The 21,283-nt window shown below is 64.4% G+C and carries 14 protein-coding genes and 1 pseudogene; all 15 read right to left on the reverse strand.

Going from position 1 to position 21,283, the window contains the following annotated elements:
- Positions 1 to 177: 177 nt before the first annotated feature.
- Positions 178 to 5,670 (reverse strand): AAA family ATPase, encoded by a 5,493-nt coding sequence (locus N2604_RS18305; RefSeq protein WP_260376002.1) that lies wholly within the window; start codon positions 5,668 to 5,670, stop codon positions 178 to 180.
- 334 nt (positions 5,671 to 6,004) lie between these two features.
- Complete coding sequence (locus tag N2604_RS18310; RefSeq protein WP_260376003.1) at positions 6,005 to 7,558, reverse strand: hydantoinase/oxoprolinase family protein; 1,554 nt, start codon at positions 7,556 to 7,558, stop codon at positions 6,005 to 6,007.
- A 6-nt stretch (positions 7,559 to 7,564) separates the two neighbouring features.
- Entirely contained in the window at positions 7,565 to 8,671 is a 1,107-nt protein-coding gene (locus N2604_RS18315) for a DUF917 domain-containing protein (RefSeq protein WP_260376004.1), read from the reverse strand.
- Positions 8,668 to 9,354 carry an AroM family protein gene (locus tag N2604_RS18320; RefSeq protein WP_260376005.1) on the reverse strand — a complete coding sequence of 229 codons (687 nt, stop codon included), beginning with the start codon at positions 9,352 to 9,354 and terminating at the stop codon, positions 8,668 to 8,670. Before N2604_RS18320 ends, N2604_RS18315 begins: the two co-directional genes overlap by 4 nt.
- 5 nt (positions 9,355 to 9,359) lie before the next feature.
- Positions 9,360 to 10,430: an ABC transporter ATP-binding protein gene (locus N2604_RS18325; protein ID WP_260376006.1), complete on the reverse strand. Its 1,071-nt coding sequence runs from the start codon at positions 10,428 to 10,430 to the stop codon at positions 9,360 to 9,362.
- Positions 10,427 to 11,491: an extracellular solute-binding protein gene (locus N2604_RS18330; RefSeq protein ID WP_260376007.1), complete on the reverse strand. Its 1,065-nt coding sequence runs from the start codon at positions 11,489 to 11,491 to the stop codon at positions 10,427 to 10,429. The genes N2604_RS18325 and N2604_RS18330 overlap by 4 nt, the downstream gene beginning before the upstream one ends.
- 28 nt (positions 11,492 to 11,519) lie before the next feature.
- Positions 11,520 to 12,386 (reverse strand): ABC transporter permease, encoded by an 867-nt coding sequence (locus tag N2604_RS18335; RefSeq protein WP_260376008.1) that lies wholly within the window; start codon positions 12,384 to 12,386, stop codon positions 11,520 to 11,522.
- Positions 12,387 to 12,394: 8 nt separating this feature from the next.
- A complete protein-coding gene (locus N2604_RS18340) occupies positions 12,395 to 13,270 on the reverse strand; it encodes an ABC transporter permease (RefSeq protein WP_260376009.1) in 876 nt (291 codons plus the stop codon).
- A complete protein-coding gene (locus N2604_RS18345; RefSeq protein WP_197963635.1) occupies positions 13,267 to 14,043 on the reverse strand; it encodes an IclR family transcriptional regulator in 777 nt (258 codons plus the stop codon). Before N2604_RS18345 ends, N2604_RS18340 begins: the two co-directional genes overlap by 4 nt.
- 584 nt (positions 14,044 to 14,627) lie before the next feature.
- A pseudogene (locus N2604_RS18350) lies at positions 14,628 to 15,884 on the reverse strand (LLM class flavin-dependent oxidoreductase); the annotation flags it as partial.
- 60 nt (positions 15,885 to 15,944) lie between these two features.
- Positions 15,945 to 16,343, reverse strand: coding sequence for an alpha/beta fold hydrolase (locus N2604_RS18355; protein WP_260376010.1), 399 nt, complete (start codon positions 16,341 to 16,343; stop codon positions 15,945 to 15,947).
- Between the two features lie 86 nt (positions 16,344 to 16,429).
- Positions 16,430 to 17,662 carry an MFS transporter gene (locus tag N2604_RS18360; RefSeq protein ID WP_260376011.1) on the reverse strand — a complete coding sequence of 411 codons (1,233 nt, stop codon included), beginning with the start codon at positions 17,660 to 17,662 and terminating at the stop codon, positions 16,430 to 16,432.
- A gap of 23 nt (positions 17,663 to 17,685) precedes the next feature.
- Complete coding sequence (locus tag N2604_RS18365; RefSeq protein ID WP_260376012.1) at positions 17,686 to 18,426, reverse strand: DUF6182 family protein; 741 nt, start codon at positions 18,424 to 18,426, stop codon at positions 17,686 to 17,688.
- Positions 18,423 to 19,556 carry a hypothetical protein gene (locus N2604_RS18370; RefSeq protein WP_260376013.1) on the reverse strand — a complete coding sequence of 378 codons (1,134 nt, stop codon included), beginning with the start codon at positions 19,554 to 19,556 and terminating at the stop codon, positions 18,423 to 18,425. Before N2604_RS18370 ends, N2604_RS18365 begins: the two co-directional genes overlap by 4 nt.
- Positions 19,557 to 19,572: 16 nt before the next feature.
- On the reverse strand, positions 19,573 to 21,282 hold the full coding sequence (locus N2604_RS18375; protein ID WP_260376014.1) for a GH3 auxin-responsive promoter family protein: 1,710 nt from the start codon (positions 21,280 to 21,282) through the stop codon (positions 19,573 to 19,575).
- Position 21,283: the final 1 nt, after the last annotated feature.

Here is a 21,283-nt window from a genome sequence, read left to right on the forward strand (position 1 = left end):
CCCTTAGACTTGGGAAACGCCCAACTTCGACGGCAAGTCGGAACTGAGGGGGACCCGCCTAGCTCATGGCAGTCGGAGCGGAGGCGAGGGCTAAGGATGAGAATGACGTCGACGCTTAAGCCGGGTAGATGCCCATGAATTCACTTTCGACCGTGTTGCTCTGCCACGAAACCCACCTCAGGTCGCTCTCTGCTGAGCTGGCAACGTGAACTGAAACACGGCCCCGCGAGCCTGGTTGTCGCTCGCCCACAAGCGTCCGTTATGGGCCTCAATGATTGAACGGCAGATCGCAAGTCCCATGCCCAAGCCGTCAGGCTTGGTGGTGTAATATGGATCGAAAACATGCACGAGCGTCTGTGGATCGAGGCCTGGCCCGGAATCGGCGACTCGGACCAGCACGGTGTTTGCGTCGATCGCGGCGGTGGTGATGAGCACGTCTCTTGTCCCTTCGATGGTGGCCATAGCCTGGATCGCGTTGACAACCAGGTTGAGCAAGACCTGCTGCAACTGCACGCGGTCCCCCTCGATCGGCGACAAAGTCTCCGCAAGTTCGATCCTCACCGAAGCGCCGGTTTTCAGCGCTTCGCTATGGGTTAGAACAAGCACTTCCCGTATTACCTCGTTGAGATCCACACGCTCCTTTCGCGGCGGCGCTTTTTGGAAGAGTTCACGAATCCGACCAATCACTTCACCGCTGCGATGGGCGTCGTCGGCGATTTGACGTATAGATGACCGCGCATTCTCGATATCAGGCGCCGTCCGAGCCAGCCAGTTCAGCGCCGCACCCGCGTTGATGGCAATAGCGCAGATGGGTTGGTTGATCTCATGGGCGATGGAAGAGGTAAGCTGACCCATAGTGGCGACCCGGTTTGCGTGCGCCAACTCAAGCTGCATTCCCTGAAAGCGCCGCTCGCTCTCCCGCGCTTCGGCTTCCGCCCGCTTGAGTTCTGTCAGGTCAAGGACGAAGGAGACGCATTCGTCATCGGATCCCGCCAGCGAGGCGGAGCCGATGAGAACAGGAACGCGGCTTCCGTCCTTTCTGAAGAATTCCTTCTCGCGCGGCGCGATCTGCCCCCACAACCGGAGATGCTCGATCCGTTGCGTGTCGTCGTTGCGGTATTCCGCCGGGGTCATGTCCTTCCAGTGGACCGCACCCGAAACCAGTTCCTGCCTGGAGTATCCGGTCATGTCTAGGAAGGCATCGTTTGCGTAGCTGATATCGCCGCTGCCGTCCCAGAACAGTATTCCGATGATATTGGAATCGACGAGACGCCGGATGCGGGCCTCGCGCTCCTGAAGATCGCGGTAGAGGAGAGTGTTCTCCAGAGAAATCGCTGCCTGAGCGGCTAGCAGGTCAAGCACCGCAACGCGATCGGGCGTGAAGGCGTGGGTCGTCAGTGTGTTCTCCAGATAGAGCAACCCGATGAGCTTGGCTTGCTTCATGAGCGGCAGGCAGAGGATCGATCTGGGATGCCGTCGATGGACGTACTCTTCGCTGTAAAGCGGATCAGGCTGCGTCGTATCATCGACGATGAGAGGCTTTTGCGAGCGAATGACGTAGCGCAGCAATGCCTCCGGGCAATCGGGTGCGGAGAGGGGTGTTCGGTGCATCACAACCGCAAACTCGTCGCCTTTGGATTGGCCCTCCGCCTCGATCCAGAAATCATCGTGCCGCGACAGGATCAGCAAGCCGCGATCAGCGCCTGCGTTCTGTAGAGCGATCTTCATCAGTGTTCCGATGAGCTTCGGCAGCTCGATTTCACTGGAGACGGCCTGAGACGCCTTAACCACGGTGGTGACGTCCATTTGCCCGGCGGTCAGGCTCCCCGCGGACCTGGGGTCCTCTGCAACGTGGAGGTGAGGATAGAGGTGTTCGAGTTGTCTTGCTTTGGCGTCGGCTCCCCAGCGGAGAAATCCGTAGTGAGCATCGCGTAGATAGGTATAGGCGATCTTCTCGAAACCGCGCGTTGCGTAGAAGCGTCCGGCAAGTTCGTTTGCGATCGCCTCATTCTGAAAGAATCCGCTAGCGCGCGCCGAGGCGATCGCGCGGTCATAGAAGCGCATCGCATCGAGTTCGCGACCTTCGATGCGCGCAATCTCCGCCGAGATCAGAGTGGCACGGTCAGCAAAATCCTCTGGGCAGATCTCGGCCCATTGCTGAAGCTGGCGATGGTGGCTAGCCAGGTCATCGAGGTGCGGGGCTCGTTCGCTTGCCGCTGCGGCCTCGCCGAATGCAGCCTGTGCCAGCGCAGCATAGAAGTGAAACTCGACGCGGTCGAAGAGGGCTTTCGAAGTCCACAGGAGCCGATCGCCCTGCGCAACCGCCGCGATCGCAGCGGGGTCGTTGGTGAGGACCAGAGCCTGAAGCTTGCGCACCCAGTACCAGAAGCCGGCCTGCTCCAGATGCGGCTCCGCCTCGAGCCGACGTTCAAACTGAAGTTCGTTGAACTCGTGATCATCAAAGCAGCCGAATTTCGTGGTGAGTCCGCGCAGTGTCCGGATCAGCTGGAGCTGTCCGGCAATTCGATCGGCCGCCAGCTCAACGCGCGCCCGGCGTGCGAAATCTAGTCCGGCCTCGGCCTCCCGCTGCACGTCGGCGAGTGGATCGCCGCAGGCGAGAAGGTGTGTCAAGAGATGGTGACAGGTAAAGCTGGCGTAGTTGATGTCGCCGACCTGCTGCGCGGCGTCGAAGGCGCGCCGGAGCCACGGGCGGCCCATCCTCACATGTCGCGCCCAGCTGCCAAAGCCAAGATAGACGCGAGCCTTGAACCGATCCAGCCCCCGTCGTTCGACGAGGTCGAGACCGAGTTGGGCGAAGCGGTAGCCCGCAGCATAGTCGCCAAAGTCAGGGCCAAGCACGGTGCCGAGCACGATGTAGGCGAGGCAGGAGGCGTCGGAGTTGCCGTATTCCATGCTCAGATTGGCCATCCGTCCGATGATGAGACGGCGCAACCGCTCGTCGATGAACCAGGCGGGTGAGACCAGGACCGTGAGAACGTCCATCGTTCCGCGCGCGACCGGATCGGCCATCCGGGGCAGGTCGAGAAGGGCCTCGATCGGACGCTCCCCGATTAGTCGCCACATCCGCTCATATTCCCGCCCGACCTCCTCCGATGCGGGATGCGCGGACCAGGCGATGCCGACGCGCCGCAAATAGTCGAGGGCAATTTCGATGTCGCGATCGCTGGGCTCCATGCGGAGCCGCGTGACGGCTGCGAGATCGGGCAGAGCGGCTGCGCGGCTCGCCAGCTCGGCAAGGCGCATTTTCGCCGCTGCCTGCTCACCGGCGACGAACTCGCATTCGGCCCGCTGTAGCGCCAGGGCAAAGCTAAGCGCGTAATGCTGCTCCCAGCGATCCTCCGGGAGCATGGCCTCCCCGGCGGCGAAGTGAGCGAGTGCCATGGCAAAGGCGGGCGCCGCCTTGGCGCGCCGGCCGGCCAACAGGTTCAGCTCCGCCAGCTTCACGCGCTCCTCGCCCGCGGTGATCAAGGCTGCGCCACGGTTGAGCTGGCTCACGATCTCGAAGACATTTTCCTCGATTGCTCCCGATGGGGTTCTGGCCGCGAACAGTCGGCCAATGCGCAGATGGGCCGCAGCCCGTTCTTCCTCCGGAATCAATGCGTAGGCCGCCTCCTGGAAGCGGTCGTGGACGAACCGATAGGCGCCGGCCTGAGGCTCCACGAATTCCTGGCGGACGGCAGGCCACAGGTCTACGTGGACCTGCTCATCTGACGTGCTGAGGACGATCGAAAGCACCTCGACCTCGGCGATATTCCCAAGACAGGCCATCTGCTGCAAGGCCGTGCGCGTCGCGACGGGAAGCCGGGTGAGCTTGCCCAGCATGAGGTCGATGACGTTGTCGGTGTATCGCTTGGCGTGGATGCGATCGAGATCCCAGGACCAGTGCGCTGCATCATGGTCGAACGCGAGCAGTCCTTCCTCGACCAGCGAAAACATGAACTGGATGGCAAAGAACGGGTTGCCACCGGTTTTCTCGTGCACGAGCTGCACCAGCGGGGCGGCGTGCTGGCGTTCGCAGTGAAGTGCGTCCTCGAGCAACTGGCCGAGATGCCTGCGGCCGAGCGGCGCGAGCGTGATCTCCACGACCCGTCCACCCCGTGTCCTGATGGCCTCGCGCATGCGCATCACGGGATGAGCGGAATCCACCTCATTATCGCGATAGGCGCCGATCAGCATCAAATGCTTCAGATTCGACCGGGTCAGCAGATCCTCGAGTAGCTCGAACGTCGCCATATCGAGCCATTGCAGATCATCGAGAAACAGAACCAGCGGATGTTCGGATCGGGCAAAGAGGCCGATGAATTGCTCGAACACGCGGTGAAAGCGGCTTTGCGCGTGCTGGAGCGGCAGCTCGGGAACAGGTGGTTGTTCGCCGATGATGGCCCTCAGGTCCGGGATCAGGTCCACGACGAGCTGTCCGTTTGGACCGAGCGCGCTCAGGAGATCATGGCGCCATTCGCTCAGCTCGGTCTCGCTCTTGCCCAGGAGGGGCCGGACGAGGGTCTGGAGCGCCTTGGTGAGCGCCGCGTAAGGCACGTCGCGCTTGTGCTGGTCGAATTTGCCCGATGCAAAAAGCCCACGCGAGGGCACAAGCACTTTATGGAGCTCGTTGACAACAGAGGATTTTCCGATCCCGGAATATCCCGAGACCAGCGCCAGCTCGGGGGTGCCGTTCTTGACGATGCGCTCGAACGAGGCGAGCAACATCGCGCCTTCGTGCGCTCTTCCGTACAACTTCTCGGGAACGAGCAGGCGGTCGGGCGTATCGTGCTGGCCGAGCGGGAAGTCGTCGGTGTGCCGTCCAAGCTCCCACTCCGCAAGGCAGTGCTGAAGATCCCTTTCAGCGCCGGCTGCAGTCTGATAGCGCTCTTCGGCCATCTTGGCGAGCAGCTTCATGATGAGCCTGGAAACCGCAGCGGGGATGTTCCCGGATCGCTTGATCGGCGGCTCCGGCTGTCTTGCGACGTGGCAGTGCACCCACTCCATCGGATCGGACGCGGTGAACGGAAGCGAGCCGGTGACCATCTGGTAAAGCGTGACGCCGAGAGAGTACAGGTCACTTCGGGAGTCGATCGAGCGGTTCATGCGCCCGGTCTGCTCGGGCGACATGTAAGCGAATGTGCCGGCAATCGACTCGGGCGGGGCCGGGGACTGCCGTTCGCGTAAACGGCGCGAAGCGATGCCGAAGCCGGTGAGGTGCACGCTGCCGTTGCTGCGGTTGACCAGGATATTTGCTGGTTTGATATCCTTGTGAACCAGACCGCGCTGGTGGACCTTGCTCAGGGCCGCGGCAATCCGGATCGCCAGCCGCAGGAAGCTCCCCATCTCCATGGGAGCGTCCATCAGCCAGGTGAGCGGCTCGCCACCGACATCTTCGAGGACAAGAATGGTGCGGCTGCGATTGTGCAGAAGCTCCAGCGGCTTCGCCGCCCAGGTACTGTCCAGTTCACCCTTCAGCGCAAATTCGTGTGCGAGCCGATCAAGGCTGTGCTGCGTTGGATGTTCGGCCGCCGGAACGACGGCCAACACAACCTGTCGCTCACTGTCGATGCCGTCGCGGCGGGTTCGGCACAGGAGAATCCCTTCCTCGTCGCACAGAACCTGCGGACCGTGGGCCCAGCCAGGGCCCATAAACGATGAAAGGTTCATGCCGGTAAACCATGCCGCGGCTGAGCCGAACAGGGCTTGCCCGGTCCGCCGTATCATCCTCTACAGAGCCGCCCCGATCCACGTGCGGGGTATGAGGGGTAAGACGCGAGTGACACGATGGGGCCGAACCCCTCGCCTTTATTCCCGCGCCTGGTTCGATGGCTAAACCGGGCGGTTCAAATCGTATCATTTACCTCGATCTCGTCAACTTTCCGTCTTCGCGCAATCATGCGAAGCCCATGCGAGCGGCGGACGGGATTGCCGCATGTTGGCATGTAGCAGAGGTCTGCTTCCACCCATCATTGCAACTTTGAGGAGTGCATGGGTCTATGTGCTAGGCCGCCGCGGGCAGATCCGGGTCGGCAATCGCACCTGCAACACGGACGCGCACCCGCAGCGCGTTGCCCGGCAGGTAGGCGATCGGCATGTCCTCGACGTCGACGGTCTTGAGGCTGTCGCGCGCAGCGCCGGCCTGCACGGCGCGATCGGCTGCGATATCGCGCGCGGCCGCGATCGCGTCCTCGCGGCTGAGGTCGCGGAACACCTGATCGGCTTCGCCCGAGACCTGCGCGATCGCGGCGCCTACCGCATTGGCGCAGTCGCCATACGGCACGCGCACGATCTCGGAAATGCCAGGCAGGCGATCCGGCACCAGGAAGGCGCCGCCGCCGACCGCGAGCAGCGGCACGTCGCCGGCTTCTGTCTTCATGCGGTCGATGTCCTCCTCCAGCTTGCGCCAGGCGTCGCGCAGTGCGGCCTCGATCAGGCGCTTCGGCAAGTTCGCGACGCGCGAGCGGTCGCCGATGTCGATCAGGCCGGCCGCGACGGCGATGTCGGTGGCGGTGAGGCGCGAGCCGCCGAACACCAGCGCATCCGACGTCAGGCGGTAGCTGACGCTGAGCGGGCCGACGCGGAGCGGGTCCTCGTCGACATGGCTGCCGCCGCCGAGCCCAATCGAGAGCAGGTCGGGCATACGGAACAGCGTGCGCACGCCGCCGACCTCGACCACGGCATTGGCTTCACGCGGGAAACCGTGACGCAGCTGGCCGATATCGGAAGTGGTGCCGCCGACGTCGACGACCATGGCGTCGTCGAGGCCGGAGAGATGGGCGGCACCGCGCATGGAGTTGGTGGCGCCGGAGGCGAAGCTCATCACCGGGAAGGCGATGGCGATCTCGGCCTGCATCACGGTGCCGTCGTTCTGGGTCAGAAACAGCGGCGCGTCGATGCCGCTGTCGGCGATGGCCTTACGGAACGCCGCGACGGTGGTGACGGCGAGGTCGTGCAGCGAGGCATTGAGCAGCGCGGCGTTCTCGCGCTCGAGCAGGCCTATGCGGCCGAGATCGTGCGACAGCGTTACCGCGACCTCGGGGCAGATCTCGGCGAGGATTTCGCGTGCGGTCGTCTCACAGGAGGGATCGAGCGGGGAGAAGCTCGAGCACACCGCGACCGAGCGCAGGCCGGCGTCGTTGATCTTCTTCGCGGCGTTCTTGAGGCCCGCGATGTCGAGCGGCATGAACGGGCGGCCGTCGTAGTCATGGCCGCCTTCCAGCATGAAGATCTCGCCGTTAACGAGGCTGGCGAGGTCCGCCGGCCAGTCGCAGAACGGCGGCAGCGAGGCGCTGGCGGGCATGCCGATCCGGATCGCCCCGATCTTCTGTACATGGCGGCGCTGCACCACCGCGTTGATGAAATGCGTGGTGCCGATCACGACCGCATCGACCTTCACCGCGGCGGACGGCTCGGCACGCAACGCCCTAAGCGCGTCCAGGATACCCGAGGTCACGTCGGCCGTGGTCGGCCGCTTGACGGAATGAACGACCTTCTCGTCGACCATCAGCACGGCGTCCGTGTTGGTGCCGCCGACATCGATGCCAATACGCTTCATGGGGTCTTAAGCTCCGGCCGCTGCGGGCGAGAAGAGGGAACGGAAGTCGAGGTCGTAGCCGAAGGCGCGCGGACCGACGAATTCGAGGCCGCGCGGGCTCGTCAGCACCGGCGGCGCGGGCAGAGCGACGACGGTGACGCGCTGGCCGTAGCGGATGGTCTCGGTACCGATGCCGTGGCCGTTGACGCTGTCGAGCACGCAGATCAAATCGGGCGAGGTCGCGATCGCCTCCTCGTCACGCCAAGCCACGATCCATTCGTTCTGGAACGAGAGCTTGAGCTTGGTACCGCGGTCGGCGTCGCTGCCGTCGACCATGGCTGTGCCGCGCAAGAACCCTTCCGTGGTGCGCCGGGCGACGTCGACGATCTTGCCGGTGAACAGTTTTTGGCCGCCTTCGGTCGCGAGCAGTGCGGCGATCGGATCCTCGTGACGGCGGTTGGCCTCCTGCACGGCGCGGCCGATGCGGATCGCCTTGGTCGTGGTGAAATGGATGCCCCAGTCCTTGACCTCGCGCCCCGTGCGCGGCGCCTTGCTGGTGGAGGCGATCGAGCCCATCTCGACGCAGATCTTGCGGCTTGCCCGCTCCATCCATTTCCAGGTGGGCACCTTGGTCACGACGGCTTCGATGCCGCGGGGATCGTAGAGCGTGCAGGGATAGGGACGCAGGTCACCGATTGCGACCGACGTCATCTGTGCCTCCGGGAACGCGCGGCCCATGCAGTCGGCATCGACGACGGGAATGCCGAGATGGGCGGCCGCCATCAGGGCCTGAACGCCGTTGCCACCGCCGATCTCGACCGACATCACGGCGCGGAACTTGACGTTGTTGATCTCCTCCTGCATGCGCACGGCGCGCGCGATGTTGCGGCTGTCGGCGAGGCGCTCCTGCCCGACCAGGGGCGCTCCCATGTTGGAGACCACGGCGACCCAGTCCTCGTCGGCGAGGTCGAGCGGCGACATCAATTGTACGCGGTGGCCCTCGGCATAGAGCCGGCGCAGGTTGAGCAGGCCGAGATAGGGGCTGCCGCCGCCGCCGGTGCCGAGGATCCAGGCGCCGACCGCGAGCGCCTCGATCTCCTCGAGGCTGATCGTCTTCAACTCTGCCTTGCTCACGATACCAGCTCCTCGACGATGCGGGCGGCCGCGGCAATGCCGAGGATCACGGGGCCGGGATAGGCGGTGCGCACGCGCGCCTTGTTGGCGCTGGTGTAGCTGATGCAGTCCATCACCACGAGATCCGGCTCGAGGTCCGCCATCGTGCGCGCGGCTTCGTCCACTGTGGTGTCGCTTGAGCCGGGACGCAGCGTGATGCCGACCACCTCGACGCCCTCGCGCTGCCATTTCTTGTCGATCAGCGCGGTCTGTTCGGGCAGCGGCGAGAACACGCCGAGCCGTCCCTCTGGCAGCACGGCCTCGACGAGGTTGTGCAGGATGGCCGAGGGCAGGATGACGAGGCCGTCGGCCGCGAGATTTGGGAATTTGCCGGTGCACGCCATCAGCGTCACGCCGACGCCCTCGTGCTTGAAGCGGGTGATCTGCTGGCTCGCGCGCCGCTCTACCTCTTTCTTGCTGATGGTGACCGCGTCGCCGTTCGGCAGCAGCGTGAACAGCGTGTCGTAGCCGTCCATCGGCGGGATCGCGTCGATCTCGGCGCGGCTCATGCCGTCGAGCGCGCCGCGCAGCTCGATCTGGATGCCCGGCGACAGCACGGCGGCGATCTCGGCAGCGACGGAGGGGCGCGGGCTCTGGCCGATCACGACCACCCCGATGCGCTGGTGTTTCAATGGCATGTTCATCTGGTCTAGTCCTTCAAGACGACGAGATCGGCCGGCGTCCATTCAAGCGTGACGGCGTCGCCGGGAACGAACAGGCGGCCCGTGCCTGCATTGGGCTGCTGCACGAGCACGCGATGGCCGCTCTCGAGCGTGATGCGATAGAGCACGGCGCCGCCGAGGAAGTTGGTATTCTCGACGGTGCCATGCGCGGAGCTGCCGGCTGCGATGGCCGCGTCGATGCGTGGCGAGAGCCGGATCTTTTCCGGGCGCAGCGCCACCGAGAGAATGCCGGTGCCCTGCGTCTCGGCTGGCGGCAGCGCCAGGAGCAGGTCCTTGCCGACGTTGAGGTTCGGCCCGACGCGTTCGCCTCGAAAGATGTTGGTGTCGCCGATGAAGTCGGCGACGAAGCGCGTGGTCGGCTGGTTGTAGATCTCGCTGGGCGTGCCGACCTGCTCGACCCGGCCGCCATTCATCACGGCGATCCGGTCGGACATTGCCAGCGCCTCCTCCTGGTCGTGGGTGACAAAGACGAGGGTGAGGCCGAGCTTCTTCTGAAGCTGCTTGAGCTCGAATTGCATCTGTTGGCGCAGCTTCTTGTCGAGCGCCCCGAGCGGCTCGTCGCAGAGCAGGACGCGCGGCGCGATCACGATGGCGCGGGCAAGCGCGACGCGCTGCTGCTGGCCGCCGGAGAGCTGCGCAGGGCGGCGATCTTCCAGCCCGGACAGCTCCACCATGGCGAGCGCCGCCTTCACCTTGGCGGCGATGCTCGCCTTGTCCAGCCCGCGCATGCGCAGGCCAAAGGCGACGTTTTCGGCGACGGTGCGATGCGGGAACAGTGCGTAGTTCTGGAACACCATGCCCATGTCGCGTTTGTGCGCGGGCACGTGGGTGATGTCGGCGCCATCGACACGGATCGCGCCCGCGCTCGGCGTCTCGAAGCCGGCGATCATGCGCAGCGTCGTGGTCTTGCCGCAGCCGGACGGACCGAGCAGGGAGAAGAACTCGCCCTGCCGGATGTCCATCGCGACCGCGTCCACCGCGCGGACGCCGCCGTCATAGACCTTGCTGACGCCGGCGATCTCGATCGACGCGCTCATGCGCGGAAGATCCGGTTGACGCGCTGGTCGATCTCGTCCTTGCGCTCGTTGTACCACTTCCAATCGACCTGGATCAGCTTCGAGACCTTCTCGGGCGTGGTGAGCAGCTTGGCATCGTACTTGGCATCGAGCTTCACCTTCTTGTTGGCCGGCGAATACCAGACCGTTTCAGCCAGGCGCTTCTGCACTTCCGGCCGAAGCATGTAGTTGACGTAGGCGTTGGCGAGCTCCTTCATCTTGCTGCCGGGCGTGATGGTCAGGATCTGCTCCAGCGACAAGACGCCTTCGCTCGGCGCGACGAAATCGGTCGGCTGGTTCTGGCCGTCATAGCGATAGATGCCGGAATCGTGGATGACGCAGAGGCCGACTTCGCCGGACAGCAGCATCTTCTCCATCGCGCCGGTGAAATCGACGATCTTGATCGGCTTCAGCTTCTCCAGCGCCGCATAGGCGGCATCGAGATCGGTCTGGCCCTTACCAAACAGCGTGCCGCACATCATCAGGAAGGCCTGGCCGAGACTGTTGACCGGAATGACATAGCCGCCGCGCACGCCGTTGTATTTAGCGTCCCACAGCTCCTTCCAGGACGTGACGTTGCCGTAGCCTTTGTCGGTGCGCATACCGAGGCCGATCGCGCTCGTGAAGATCGATACGCCGACGATCTTCTCGCTGACCGCGTAGGGATAGACGTCGGCGAGGTTCGGCACCAGCTTAGGATCGATCTTCGGCTCGACAAGACCCATCTCGGCGGCTGCCCACTGCTCGTTGGAGTTGGTGTGCAGCACGTCGTAGATCGGCGCCGAGCGCGAGCTCGCCTGGAGTTTTGGCAAGTATGGAAAGGCAGAGTCGGTCTGGAGCTTGCACTTGAACTCGCTCTCGAAGGCGGGGCCGATCTCGGCCTTCATGATCTCGCCCCACTTGCCGCCCCAGCCGGTGATGCGCAGCGTCGGATCTTCGGCGCGCGCGACGTAAGGCGCGGCGATGGTGCCGATGCCGAGCGAGGCGCTCGCGGCCAGAAAGCGGCGGCGGCTGAGCCGTGACGATCCCAGAGCTTTCATCATGTGTCGATTCCTTCGTTGGAATGAGCGGTTACAATTTGACGTAGGAGCGCAGGCCGACCGTGCGATCGAGCCCGATGACGACGACAAAAGCGAGCACGATCGAGACCACCGAGGCGGCGCCGATGGTGCCGTCGAGATCGAACTTGAGATAGTTGAACAGCGTGACCGGCAGCGTCTCGTTGCCCGGGCTAACCAGGAACAGCGACACCGGGAACTGGTCGAACGAGACGATGAAAGCGAAGATCGCACCTGCGAGCACACCGGGCTTGATCAGCGGTAGAGTCACCTCGAAGAAAGTGCGCAAGGGACTGGCGCCGAGACTGCGCGCGGCTTCTTCCAGGCGCGTGTCGAAATTGTGCAGCACGGCGAGGGTGGTGCGCACCACGTAAGGCAGCGTCACCAGCGTGTGGCCGCCAACGAGGCCCCAGGTCGGCCGCCCGACATCGAGCAACACATAGGTCTGGAACAGCGCAAGGCCGGTGAGGATCGCCGGCAGCATCAGGGGCGAAAGCATCGTTGCGACGATAAGGCGGGTGCCCGGCAGGTTGCCGCGCGCCAGCGCCAGCGCCGCGCAAGCGCCCAGCATAGTTGCGGACACGGTGGTGAGCACGGCGACTTCGAGACTGAAGCCGAGCGCGTGCATGAAGTCGCGCGAAGCGAAGAACTTTTCGAACCAGCGCAAGGACACGCCGACCGGCGGAAACTGGATGAACGGCGTCGGGTTCAGCGCGAAGACCACGACGATCGCGATGGGCGCCAGTAGGAAGACCAGGATGGCGATGTTGAGGACGAGATAGAGGGTGCGGCCGTAAGGCCATGCGGCTGCAGCCGCTCGTGCGGATGCTGACTGCCGGCTTGCTGCGAGCGCTGCGCTGTTCGAGGCCGCGGTTTGCATCTCCGACCTCACTGCAATTCGCGCTGGCCGGAGACGAGGCCGAGCGCGCTGTTATAGGCGATGACGAGCATGAGCGAGATCACGAGCAGCACGATGCCGAGCGCAGCGGCGAAGCCGACGTTGAAGTTTGCCGAGATCTGCTGGTAGATCAGGATCGGCAGCGTCATGATCTGGAAGCCACCGAGCAGGATCGGCGTGACATAGGCGCTGATCGCGAGCGCGAAGACCAGCAGCGATCCGGCGAGAATGCCGGGCAGGCTGAGCGGCAACGTCACCTCGAGAAAGGCGCGCAAGGGACTCGCGCCGAGATTTTCCGCGGCCTGCTCCAGCCGTTCGTCGATGCGGCCGATCACGCCGGTCAGCGTCAGCACCATGAACGGGACGTAGATGTGGACGAGGCCGATCACGATGCCGGTCTCTGTGTACATCAGTTTCAACGGTTGAGCGATAAGGCCGAGCGACATGAGGGTCTGATTGATCACGCCCTTGTCTGAGAGCAGCGTCATCCAGGCGAAGGTGCGCACCACGATGCCGGTCGGCATCGGCGCCAGCACGGCCATCAGCAGCAGCGCATGCCCGGTGCGGCTCTTGATGCGCGCCATCCAGTGCGCCAGCGGATAGCCGATTGCGAGCGCAATCAGCGTGGTCACCAGCCCGATCCGGATCGTGGTCCAGATCACTTCCAGATAATAGAGGTCGTTGACGATACGGGCGTAGTGCCGCGTGGTGAACGCCACCTTCGGCATCACCACCGGATTGCCGGTCAATGCGCTCATCAGCGCCATCAGGCCGATCGGCAGGAAGAAGAACAGGGCGAACAGCAATGCGCTCGGTAGAATGAAGAGCGCAAGGCCGTTGGGGCGGGTTGTCGAAGCGCTGCTCATCGCGTCCCCGTCTGCGCGGCATCTTGATTAAGTGGATCGCCGGTCATCCGCCGCAGCTTTGCCGCCATCGCCGCCAGCTCGCGACGGACATTGGCGCGCTCGGCGGCAGTGGTCGCCTGCACCGAATAGGACACCGCGATGCCGATCAACTCGCCGGTCTCGCCACTCTTGAGCGCAAAGCCTTGCGAGCCGACGCCTTCGATGGATTCGTCGGCGGCCTCCGAAATACCGGTGCGGCGGATCTCGTCGAGGCGCGCCGTCAGTTGTTTGAAGTTTTGTGGCGAGTTGCGCGGCAGCCTGGGATAGGTCGCCGGCACGCGCGCGCGAATCTCCTCATCCGAGAGGCGCGCGAGCATGGCGCGGCCGTTTGAGGTCGCGAGCGCCGGCGTGCGCTGGCCCGGCGGATTGACGACGCGCAAGGGATTCGAGCCCGGAACGATCCTGAGCACGACCTGTTCGTAGCCGTCGAGCACGGCGATGTAGCCGGTGTGTCCGGTGCGCGCGCAGACCTCGCGCAGCTCGCGCTCGGCCATGCTGATGAGATCGTCATGGGCGCGGTGCAGTCGGCCGAGCTCGAAGGTGAGCAGGCCGGGGCGGTAGCGGCGGGTGTGCGGATCCTGCTCGAGCAGGCCGCAATCGCGCAAGGAACGCAGAAGCCGCGAGGTCGAGCTCTTCGGCTTGCCTGTCAACGCCATCACGTCCGCAAAAGACAGATCGGGTCGCGCGCTGGAGAAGCAGCGCAGGATCTCGATCGCGTTGGTGAGAGCGCTCATGAAGGTCGGTCCATGGAGTTCCATATTTCGGAACCATGTCCCAAATTCTAAGGCCGACACAGAAGCGGGCAAGCGGAAATTTCCGGCAGGTGGCGCCCGATTGCTCAGATGCAGCGTAAGGCGCTTGCAGGGATGGCCAAGGGCGCACTGCGTTTGGCGGTGCGCCCTGTCTCGGAGTCAGGCAGCTATTGCGGTGACCTTGCCGATCCATTCGCGGGCGAGCGTCACCTCCGCCTGCGACAATTGATGGCCGCCTCTGGGGATCAGCGTCCGGCCCAGTGAACGCATCGGCGCTCGATCACGAGGAACATGAGGTTCAGGGAATAGCCCAGCGCGCCCGCGGCGAAGACTGCAGCACACATCGCGGGCATGTCAAAGAGCTGCTTGGCCTCGAACACGCGCTGGCCGAGCCGTAGACCTTTTCGGACGAGCCGAGCAGAATCCCGAGCGGAATGGCGATGACGGCCGCAATTGCTGTTGCAAGCGGCGAGGGCAACAGCACCGGATCGACCAGCTTGAGGAAGCTGACGAACGACCGGATCGCCAGCAGGCGAGTTGCATGCACTGCGAACTGCCGGCGTGCTCTAAACCGTGAAGAACGGATTGGCCGGCCGCGCGAGACCGAGATGATCGCGCAATGTCGTGCCCTCATAGTCGCTGCGGAACAGCCCGCGCTCCTGCAAGACCGGCACCACGAGCTCGACAAAGTCCTCGAAGCCTTCGTGGAAATAGGGCGGCATCACGTTGAAACCGTCGGCGGCACGCTCTTCGAACCAGAGCTGGAAAGTATCGGCGATGCGTTCGGCCGAGCCGCACAGCACCCAATGGCCGCGAGCGGCGGCGGTGAGATTGTAGAGGTCGCGCAGCGTCATGTTCTCGCGGCGGCCCTTGGCGAGCATGACACTGGCAAAGCTGTGATAGCTGTCCGACGGCGCGATATCGGGGATCGGCCCGTCGAGATCGTAGGCCGACATGTCGCGCCCGAAGCGATCGGACAGGATGGCGAGCGCGTTGCTGCCGCTGACGAAGCTCTGGAGCGTGTTGAGCTTCTCGAACGCCTCCTTGTCAGTGCGGCCGACCACGGGCATCACGCCCGGCAGCACCGTGACGTCCTCGGCCCTGCGTCCGAACGCCGGCAGCCGCGCCTTCAGCGAGTCGTAGCCGGCCTTGGCTTCCTCGATGTCCTGCACCACCAAGAACACGATGTCGGCGGTGCGCGCGGCGAGCGCCTGTCCGGCCTCGGAGCCACCGGCCTGCAGCACGACGGGCCGGCCTTGCGGGCTGCGGCCGATGTTGAGCGGGCCCTTCACCTTGAAGAAGGCACCGTCATGGTCGATGGGGCGGAGCCTTGCCGGATCGATGTAGAGACCGCTGGTGCGGTCCGCGACGATGGCGTCATCCGCCCAGCCGTCCCACAGGCCCTTGACCACGTCGAGGAACTCGCCTGCCATCTCGTAGCGGCGGGCGTGGTCGGGATGGGTGGTGCCGAAATTCGCTGCCGTCGCCGGATTGGCCGTCGTCACCGCGTTCCACGCCGCGCGCCCGTCGGAGATGTGATCGAGCGAAGCGAACACGCGCGCGACCGAGAACGGATCGCTGTAGGTGGTTGAGACGGTGGCGCCGAGCCCGATATGGCTGGTTGATGTCGAAAGCGCCGCCAGCATGGTCAGAGGCTCCAGCCGCAGCGTGTAGGAGGGATGGGCCGCCGCGTCGGCATAGAGATTGTCGCCCATGAAGATCAGGTCGAACTTACCGCGCTCGGCGGTGCGGCCGATCTCCTGAATCGCCGCAAAGTCCTGGAAGCTGTCGACCGCGCCGGGATAGCGCCAGCCCGCGACATGTTATGTACCGACGTGGGCGTGGCATCAGCACCGCAACAGCAGCGCGACCGAGCCGGTACTCTATGTGGCTTGCGAAAATGCTTCCCTGCTGCAGAACCTGGGTATCGCCCTGCGGGAGGAGGCTTGAACGAGCGGCCGGACGACCGGTCGTGTCCCTGATGGTGATGTAGCTGGGTAGAGCAAGCCGGCCGGACGCGCGCCTTCAAATAGCGCCGTAGCGGGCGTGTCCGCGGCTCGCTGTTTCTGTTCATACAGCTCTTGATGTGTGGGTTTGTCGCTGCGGCCGTGCCCCAGCGAGTCGACGCACAGGACGCGATAGCGTTGGGCAAGGACAGATACGATTCCGGCCCGTCGCCAGCTCTCGGCGTCGAGCAGGAAGCCGTGTTGCAGCACCACGATTGGTCCGGTGCCGTCGTTAGTATAATGGATTCGCTCGCCTCGGCTGACGACAAACGGCATTTGAGATCACCTTTATCTGAGAGGGCCGGTCGTGAGATGCCGGCGTGGACGCGGCCAGAGCTGCGCGCCCCGACCTGCGCGACGCTTCAGGCTCGTCCTTCCGTGCGTTCCACGACGCCCGCGCCGAGTGATCTCGGGAATGCCGTCACGATTAGCACGCACAGTCCGGCAAGTTCGCAAGCCGCGCTGATCCATGCCAGGCCGGTGAGGTGAGCGCCCTGGAGCATTGCGGCCCCCGCCACGGCGCCACCTGCAAATCCGAGATACATCGCCGACGCGTTGAGCGATACCACCGTCGCGCCGGCGGCGGGCAGCACGAGTTGGAGCAACCGGACCTGCTGCGCGGCATAGAATATCCAGGCGACGCCGGCGCAGATCATCATCAGGATCGCAACGGCGACAGCGGATGTCGGGCCTCGCAGATCCGCCGAGCCCAGCAGCGCGATGATGACGTAGATGCAGGCCATGGCCGCTATCGCCGCCGCCCGGACGCGCCGGGCTTCCCAGCGGTCCGTAGCCATCCCTCCGAGGTAAGCGCCGATCGAGGATGCGAAGCCGATCCCGAAAAGCACGATACCCAGGTGCGCGGTCGCGATCTTTGCGACCTGGTTCAGGTAGACGGCCACGAAGGTGTAGAGTGCGTTGATTCCCATCGCCCAGAACAGCGTCGTCAGCAGGCTCGTCGAGATCTCCGGATATTTGATGGCCTTGATCCTTTCGCCAAGCGTTCCGGCCGCCTCGAAGGTAAGTTCCGGCAATCGCGACAGGAGCACCAGGCTGGCCGCTCCCGCGACAACGGCAACTAGGGCGAAGGCGAAACGCCACCCCGCCATTTGTCCGATCATCGCGCCGAGCGGCACGCCGGCCATGAGCGCGATGGCGGCTCCGCTATTGACTAATGCTAGCGCGCGTCCCCGCATGTCAAGTGCGACCAACTGGCCCGCTGCATTCAGGGCCGCCGGCATGAAGATGCTTGCGGACGCGGCCAGAGCCACTCGGGCGAGCACCAGCGTGCCATAGGTCGGCGCGACCGCGGCCAACACGTTGCTGAGCGCGAACAACAGCATGGCGAGGCCGATCAAGCGTCGCTGCTGGACCCTGGCGAGCGCGACGGTGAGGACCGGCGAGCCGATGGCGTAGACGAGGGAGAACGCCGTGACAAGGTAGCCCGCGACGGCTTCCGTCACCTTCAGTTCCGACGCGATTTCGGGAAGCACGCCCGCAATCATGAAGCCCTCAGTGCCGACCGCGAAGACGCCGATCGCCAGACAGATCAGGATTGGCTTGATTCCTGTCATCGAATTCGAGGTGGTGCGCACGGGACCCTCCAGATGATCTCTCTTCAACGACGATTTGATCCAACCGCATCGGCCGGTCGATTTGGCGCATCCGGGCGGGTGATGCCCGCATACGCCCGCAGCCGCTCCGTGCCGTTGGCGAAGTGGATACGTAAGGCCCCGAACTCCGCCTCCCGACCGCTCAGCTTCGGAATATGCCGGACGCTCACGCCACAATCCCGGGGCAGTTCTCCGGACAGGACGCCTTCCGCCAGGATATGGTTGAGATGCACGAGATAGTCGGCAGGACCGATCCCGGCAGTCGCGACGTAGACGGTTCGCGTGATGGCCGGGTGCCCATCCGGCGCGGCGACACCGAAGTCGGAGATATCCGCCAGTGTGTCGCCGCCGCGGAACAGGCAAAGCAGTCGCCGGAGCCACAATGTGGCGTCTGGCGGCGCAGGGGCGATCCAGCCGATAGAGCCGTCGGCTGCAAGCCAGTCGAACGCGAAGCGTACCGACAACCTCCCCGGATTGCCCACGAGGAAGATCGTGCGCGTGAAATTGCGACGCCACAGCCGGCTTGCATCCTCGTCCAGCGATTGTGCAAACCGCACGCAGCTCTCGGCGAAGGCCGCCGGCGCGAATTCGCGCAGGACGGCGACGGCGGCGACGCCGCCGTTCGACTGCCAGTCCGTCGCCGCATGGTCCGCCGTCCGCGGCAAGTCCCGGCGATCGAGCCCGGGGTGAGCAAACGAAAGCCGCTCCTCGAACGCGCCTCGCAGCCACTCCTGCGTCAGCTTCACATATACCATCCGTTGCCCCCGTCGATCAGGCCAAGGGGAACGTGCTGCCGGGAGAGCAGAGCGGTCGTGATCCGATAGGGATCGACGTAGCACTCGCGTCCGCCATGCTTGCGCAGAAACAATTCGACGTCGTCGCCGCTCGTCCCGGCTTGCGATTGCGCAAGCAGGACCGCCGCGCGCCGCGTCGAGCGCTCGAGGTGCTTCAGGTCGATCGATGCGGAGCGGTTCTTGCCGAGAGTGGCGATGAAATAGAGTCGCATGCCAAGTCTGACCGAATAGAGATCGGCCGCATCAAGGCCGTGCGCGATCAGAGCCGACGCCGTGTAGCCACGCCACCCGCCAAACCGGGCCGATTGCACCACGCCATCGATGGCCACGCGGCTCAGCGCGACGCGGTGGACCACGGCGCCGAGCTTCCCGAGAATCCGCTGCAGCAAAACGTGGTCGGCATTGAGTTCCTCATCGTGAATGAGGACGATGTGATCGTAATGCGGAATCTGCGGCACGAGATCGCGCAGCAGGTTGATCAGATAGTTGACCTGACCGTCCGAAGTGATGGCGCGGCGAAGCGGAAGGCCCTCGGACGTGGCGTCGAGGTAGAGCGTGCCGCCTGCCGCACGCAAATCCAGGCAGAGCTCGCCGCTCTTCAGGAGATCCACCAGGGCGTCGACCGCCATGGTATCCGGGCGCCGGGCTGGCATCAGGTTCTCGATGCCGAGCGAGGCGGCCTGCGCGGCCCAGATGTCGCATAGCCGCAGGCTGCATGGGTGGCACCAGGTGCCGCGCTCGACCGCACGGAGATAGGACGTGAGCGCGGCATAAGGGACCTTTGAACCCTGCGCATGGTAGCGCCGATAGAGCTCACCGATGTCGTTCTCGTCGCAGGACTCGAAGTCGACGTCATCATGCTCGCGATCGAGATACTCCCAGAAGCCGAGCGTCTGTTCGCTGCCGTTGGCCGTCAAATGGCTGTACAGACAATCGACATCGGCAAGCAGCGATGTTGCCTTGAACATGACGTCGACCCAGAGCATGCCCTTCACATGGCTCGGGGTCAGCGGCTTGGTCGGCGTAATCGGTATCGGCGCGAGCAAGATCCTCTTTCGTCCGACGGTGTCGAGCGTCGTCATTGGGCTGGCGTCCTGGTCATTGCTGCGCTGCAAAAGTGGACATGACGGGGAATTTGCCGCTATCGAGCAGTTGCCAAGTCTGCTCTGGCACCAGCAGGCGATCCTTGGCCTGCGCCGCCCGCACGCCCGTCGAGACGCGGCTTTGCCACTCGTGGAAGAATGCCTTGTGCGTCACGATCTTAAGCGCCAGCGGATCGATGAAAGCCGATTGTCGCGCCATAGCATAGCCCGGAGAGAGGCGGCCGAGTGCGTCGTCGATCCGCGCCGCCATATCCGCGACAATGTCATCGGGAACCGGAGCTTCCGTGCCGACGAGCATCGCGTAGTGCTGCATGTGTGGGCGGTCGGAGGATTGCGTGGGCCTGCAGGCGACGTTGGCGACATCGATATCGAGCTCGCGTGCCGCGCGTCGGACCGCCGTGATGAAATGGGAGTCGCGCAGCCGTTCGCCGACGAGGTTCGATACGGCGTGGCGGCCGGCATATTCGACGCGAGGGACGTCTGCCGTCCTGTCGACCACGCGGATCACGTCACCGAGAGCGTAGCGATGAAGCCCGCCGACATGGCTGATCACCACGTGATATTCGCGGTCGCATTCCAGGTCGCTGTACCCCAGCGTTTCGCTGTCCGAGCGGATGTCGTGGCTGGCCTCGATGAACTCGAACACCGCGTTCGAGACCGCGAGGCAGGACGTCGAGGGACGGAGTGGATCGGCACAGAGTGCGATCGGTCCTTCCGATGCCGCCAGCGGCGCCGGCACCACCGCGACGTCGTCGCCGAACGCATGCCTGAGCTTGTCCATGTAGAGCGCGGCCATCCCGCCGGTCCAGCAATAGAGGATCCGGATGTTCGGCCAGATGTCCCTCGGCAGGACGTTCGAGCGTCCCGGCGTCATGCGCTCGAGCTCCAGCGCTCGCGCCTTGTTCGCCGGAAAGGCTGCTAAGCCGCCGATGGTTCCGTCGAACATGTCCTTGACGATCGCAGGCAGCCACAGTGCAAGCTGATGAGGAAGCGCGGCCACGGCTGCGGGGTTGATGCCGATGATGCATTCGAGATCGTGCTCGGCGGCGATCCTGAGCTTGGCGTAGGTCTTTGCCAGATCGCTGTCCCAGCGCGGCCCGCGCGGCAAGCCCGTCGACCAGGGCGCCCGGCTGCCGGGCTCCGCCGCGGTCAGTTCGCCAAACGACTGTACGAAATCGACCTGGCTGGCGCCCAGGTGCAGGCGGCCGGAATTGGTCAGGGTGACGTCGCTCGATGAACCCTGCCTGAGGTTCAAGGTCTTGTCGGTACCGGATATCGCGCCCGGATATTGCGCGTGCAGGGCCCCGAGTGCCGCATAGTAGAATGGAAAGAAGCACCGCGTCATGAACTTCGAGGTGACCGGAATCGCCTTGTTGGCGCCCGTGCTTCCACTAGTTTTGAAGAAGAGCACGGGGTCTTCGGTCGTCAGGACGTTCGATTCTCCGTCGCAGACCCGGGAAATCCACGGCGCCATCCCGTCATAGGTGCGGATGGGGACGGCCTTGCCGTAGTCATGTCTATCGCGAACGCATGCCAGGCCGTGCTTCCTTCCGAAGGCGGTATCCTTGCTTTCGCTCACGATCTCTTCGAGCAGCCGGGCTTGCAGCGCGCGCCCTTGATGGAGAGCGTTGCTGGCACGGCCGCGTTCGATGGCGACTCGTTCGCTGCAGCGACGGACATACTCGTCGGTGGAGATGGCTGTCATG

The organism is Bradyrhizobium sp. CB1015, assembly GCF_025200925.1.
Lineage (GTDB): Bacteria > Pseudomonadota > Alphaproteobacteria > Rhizobiales > Xanthobacteraceae > Bradyrhizobium.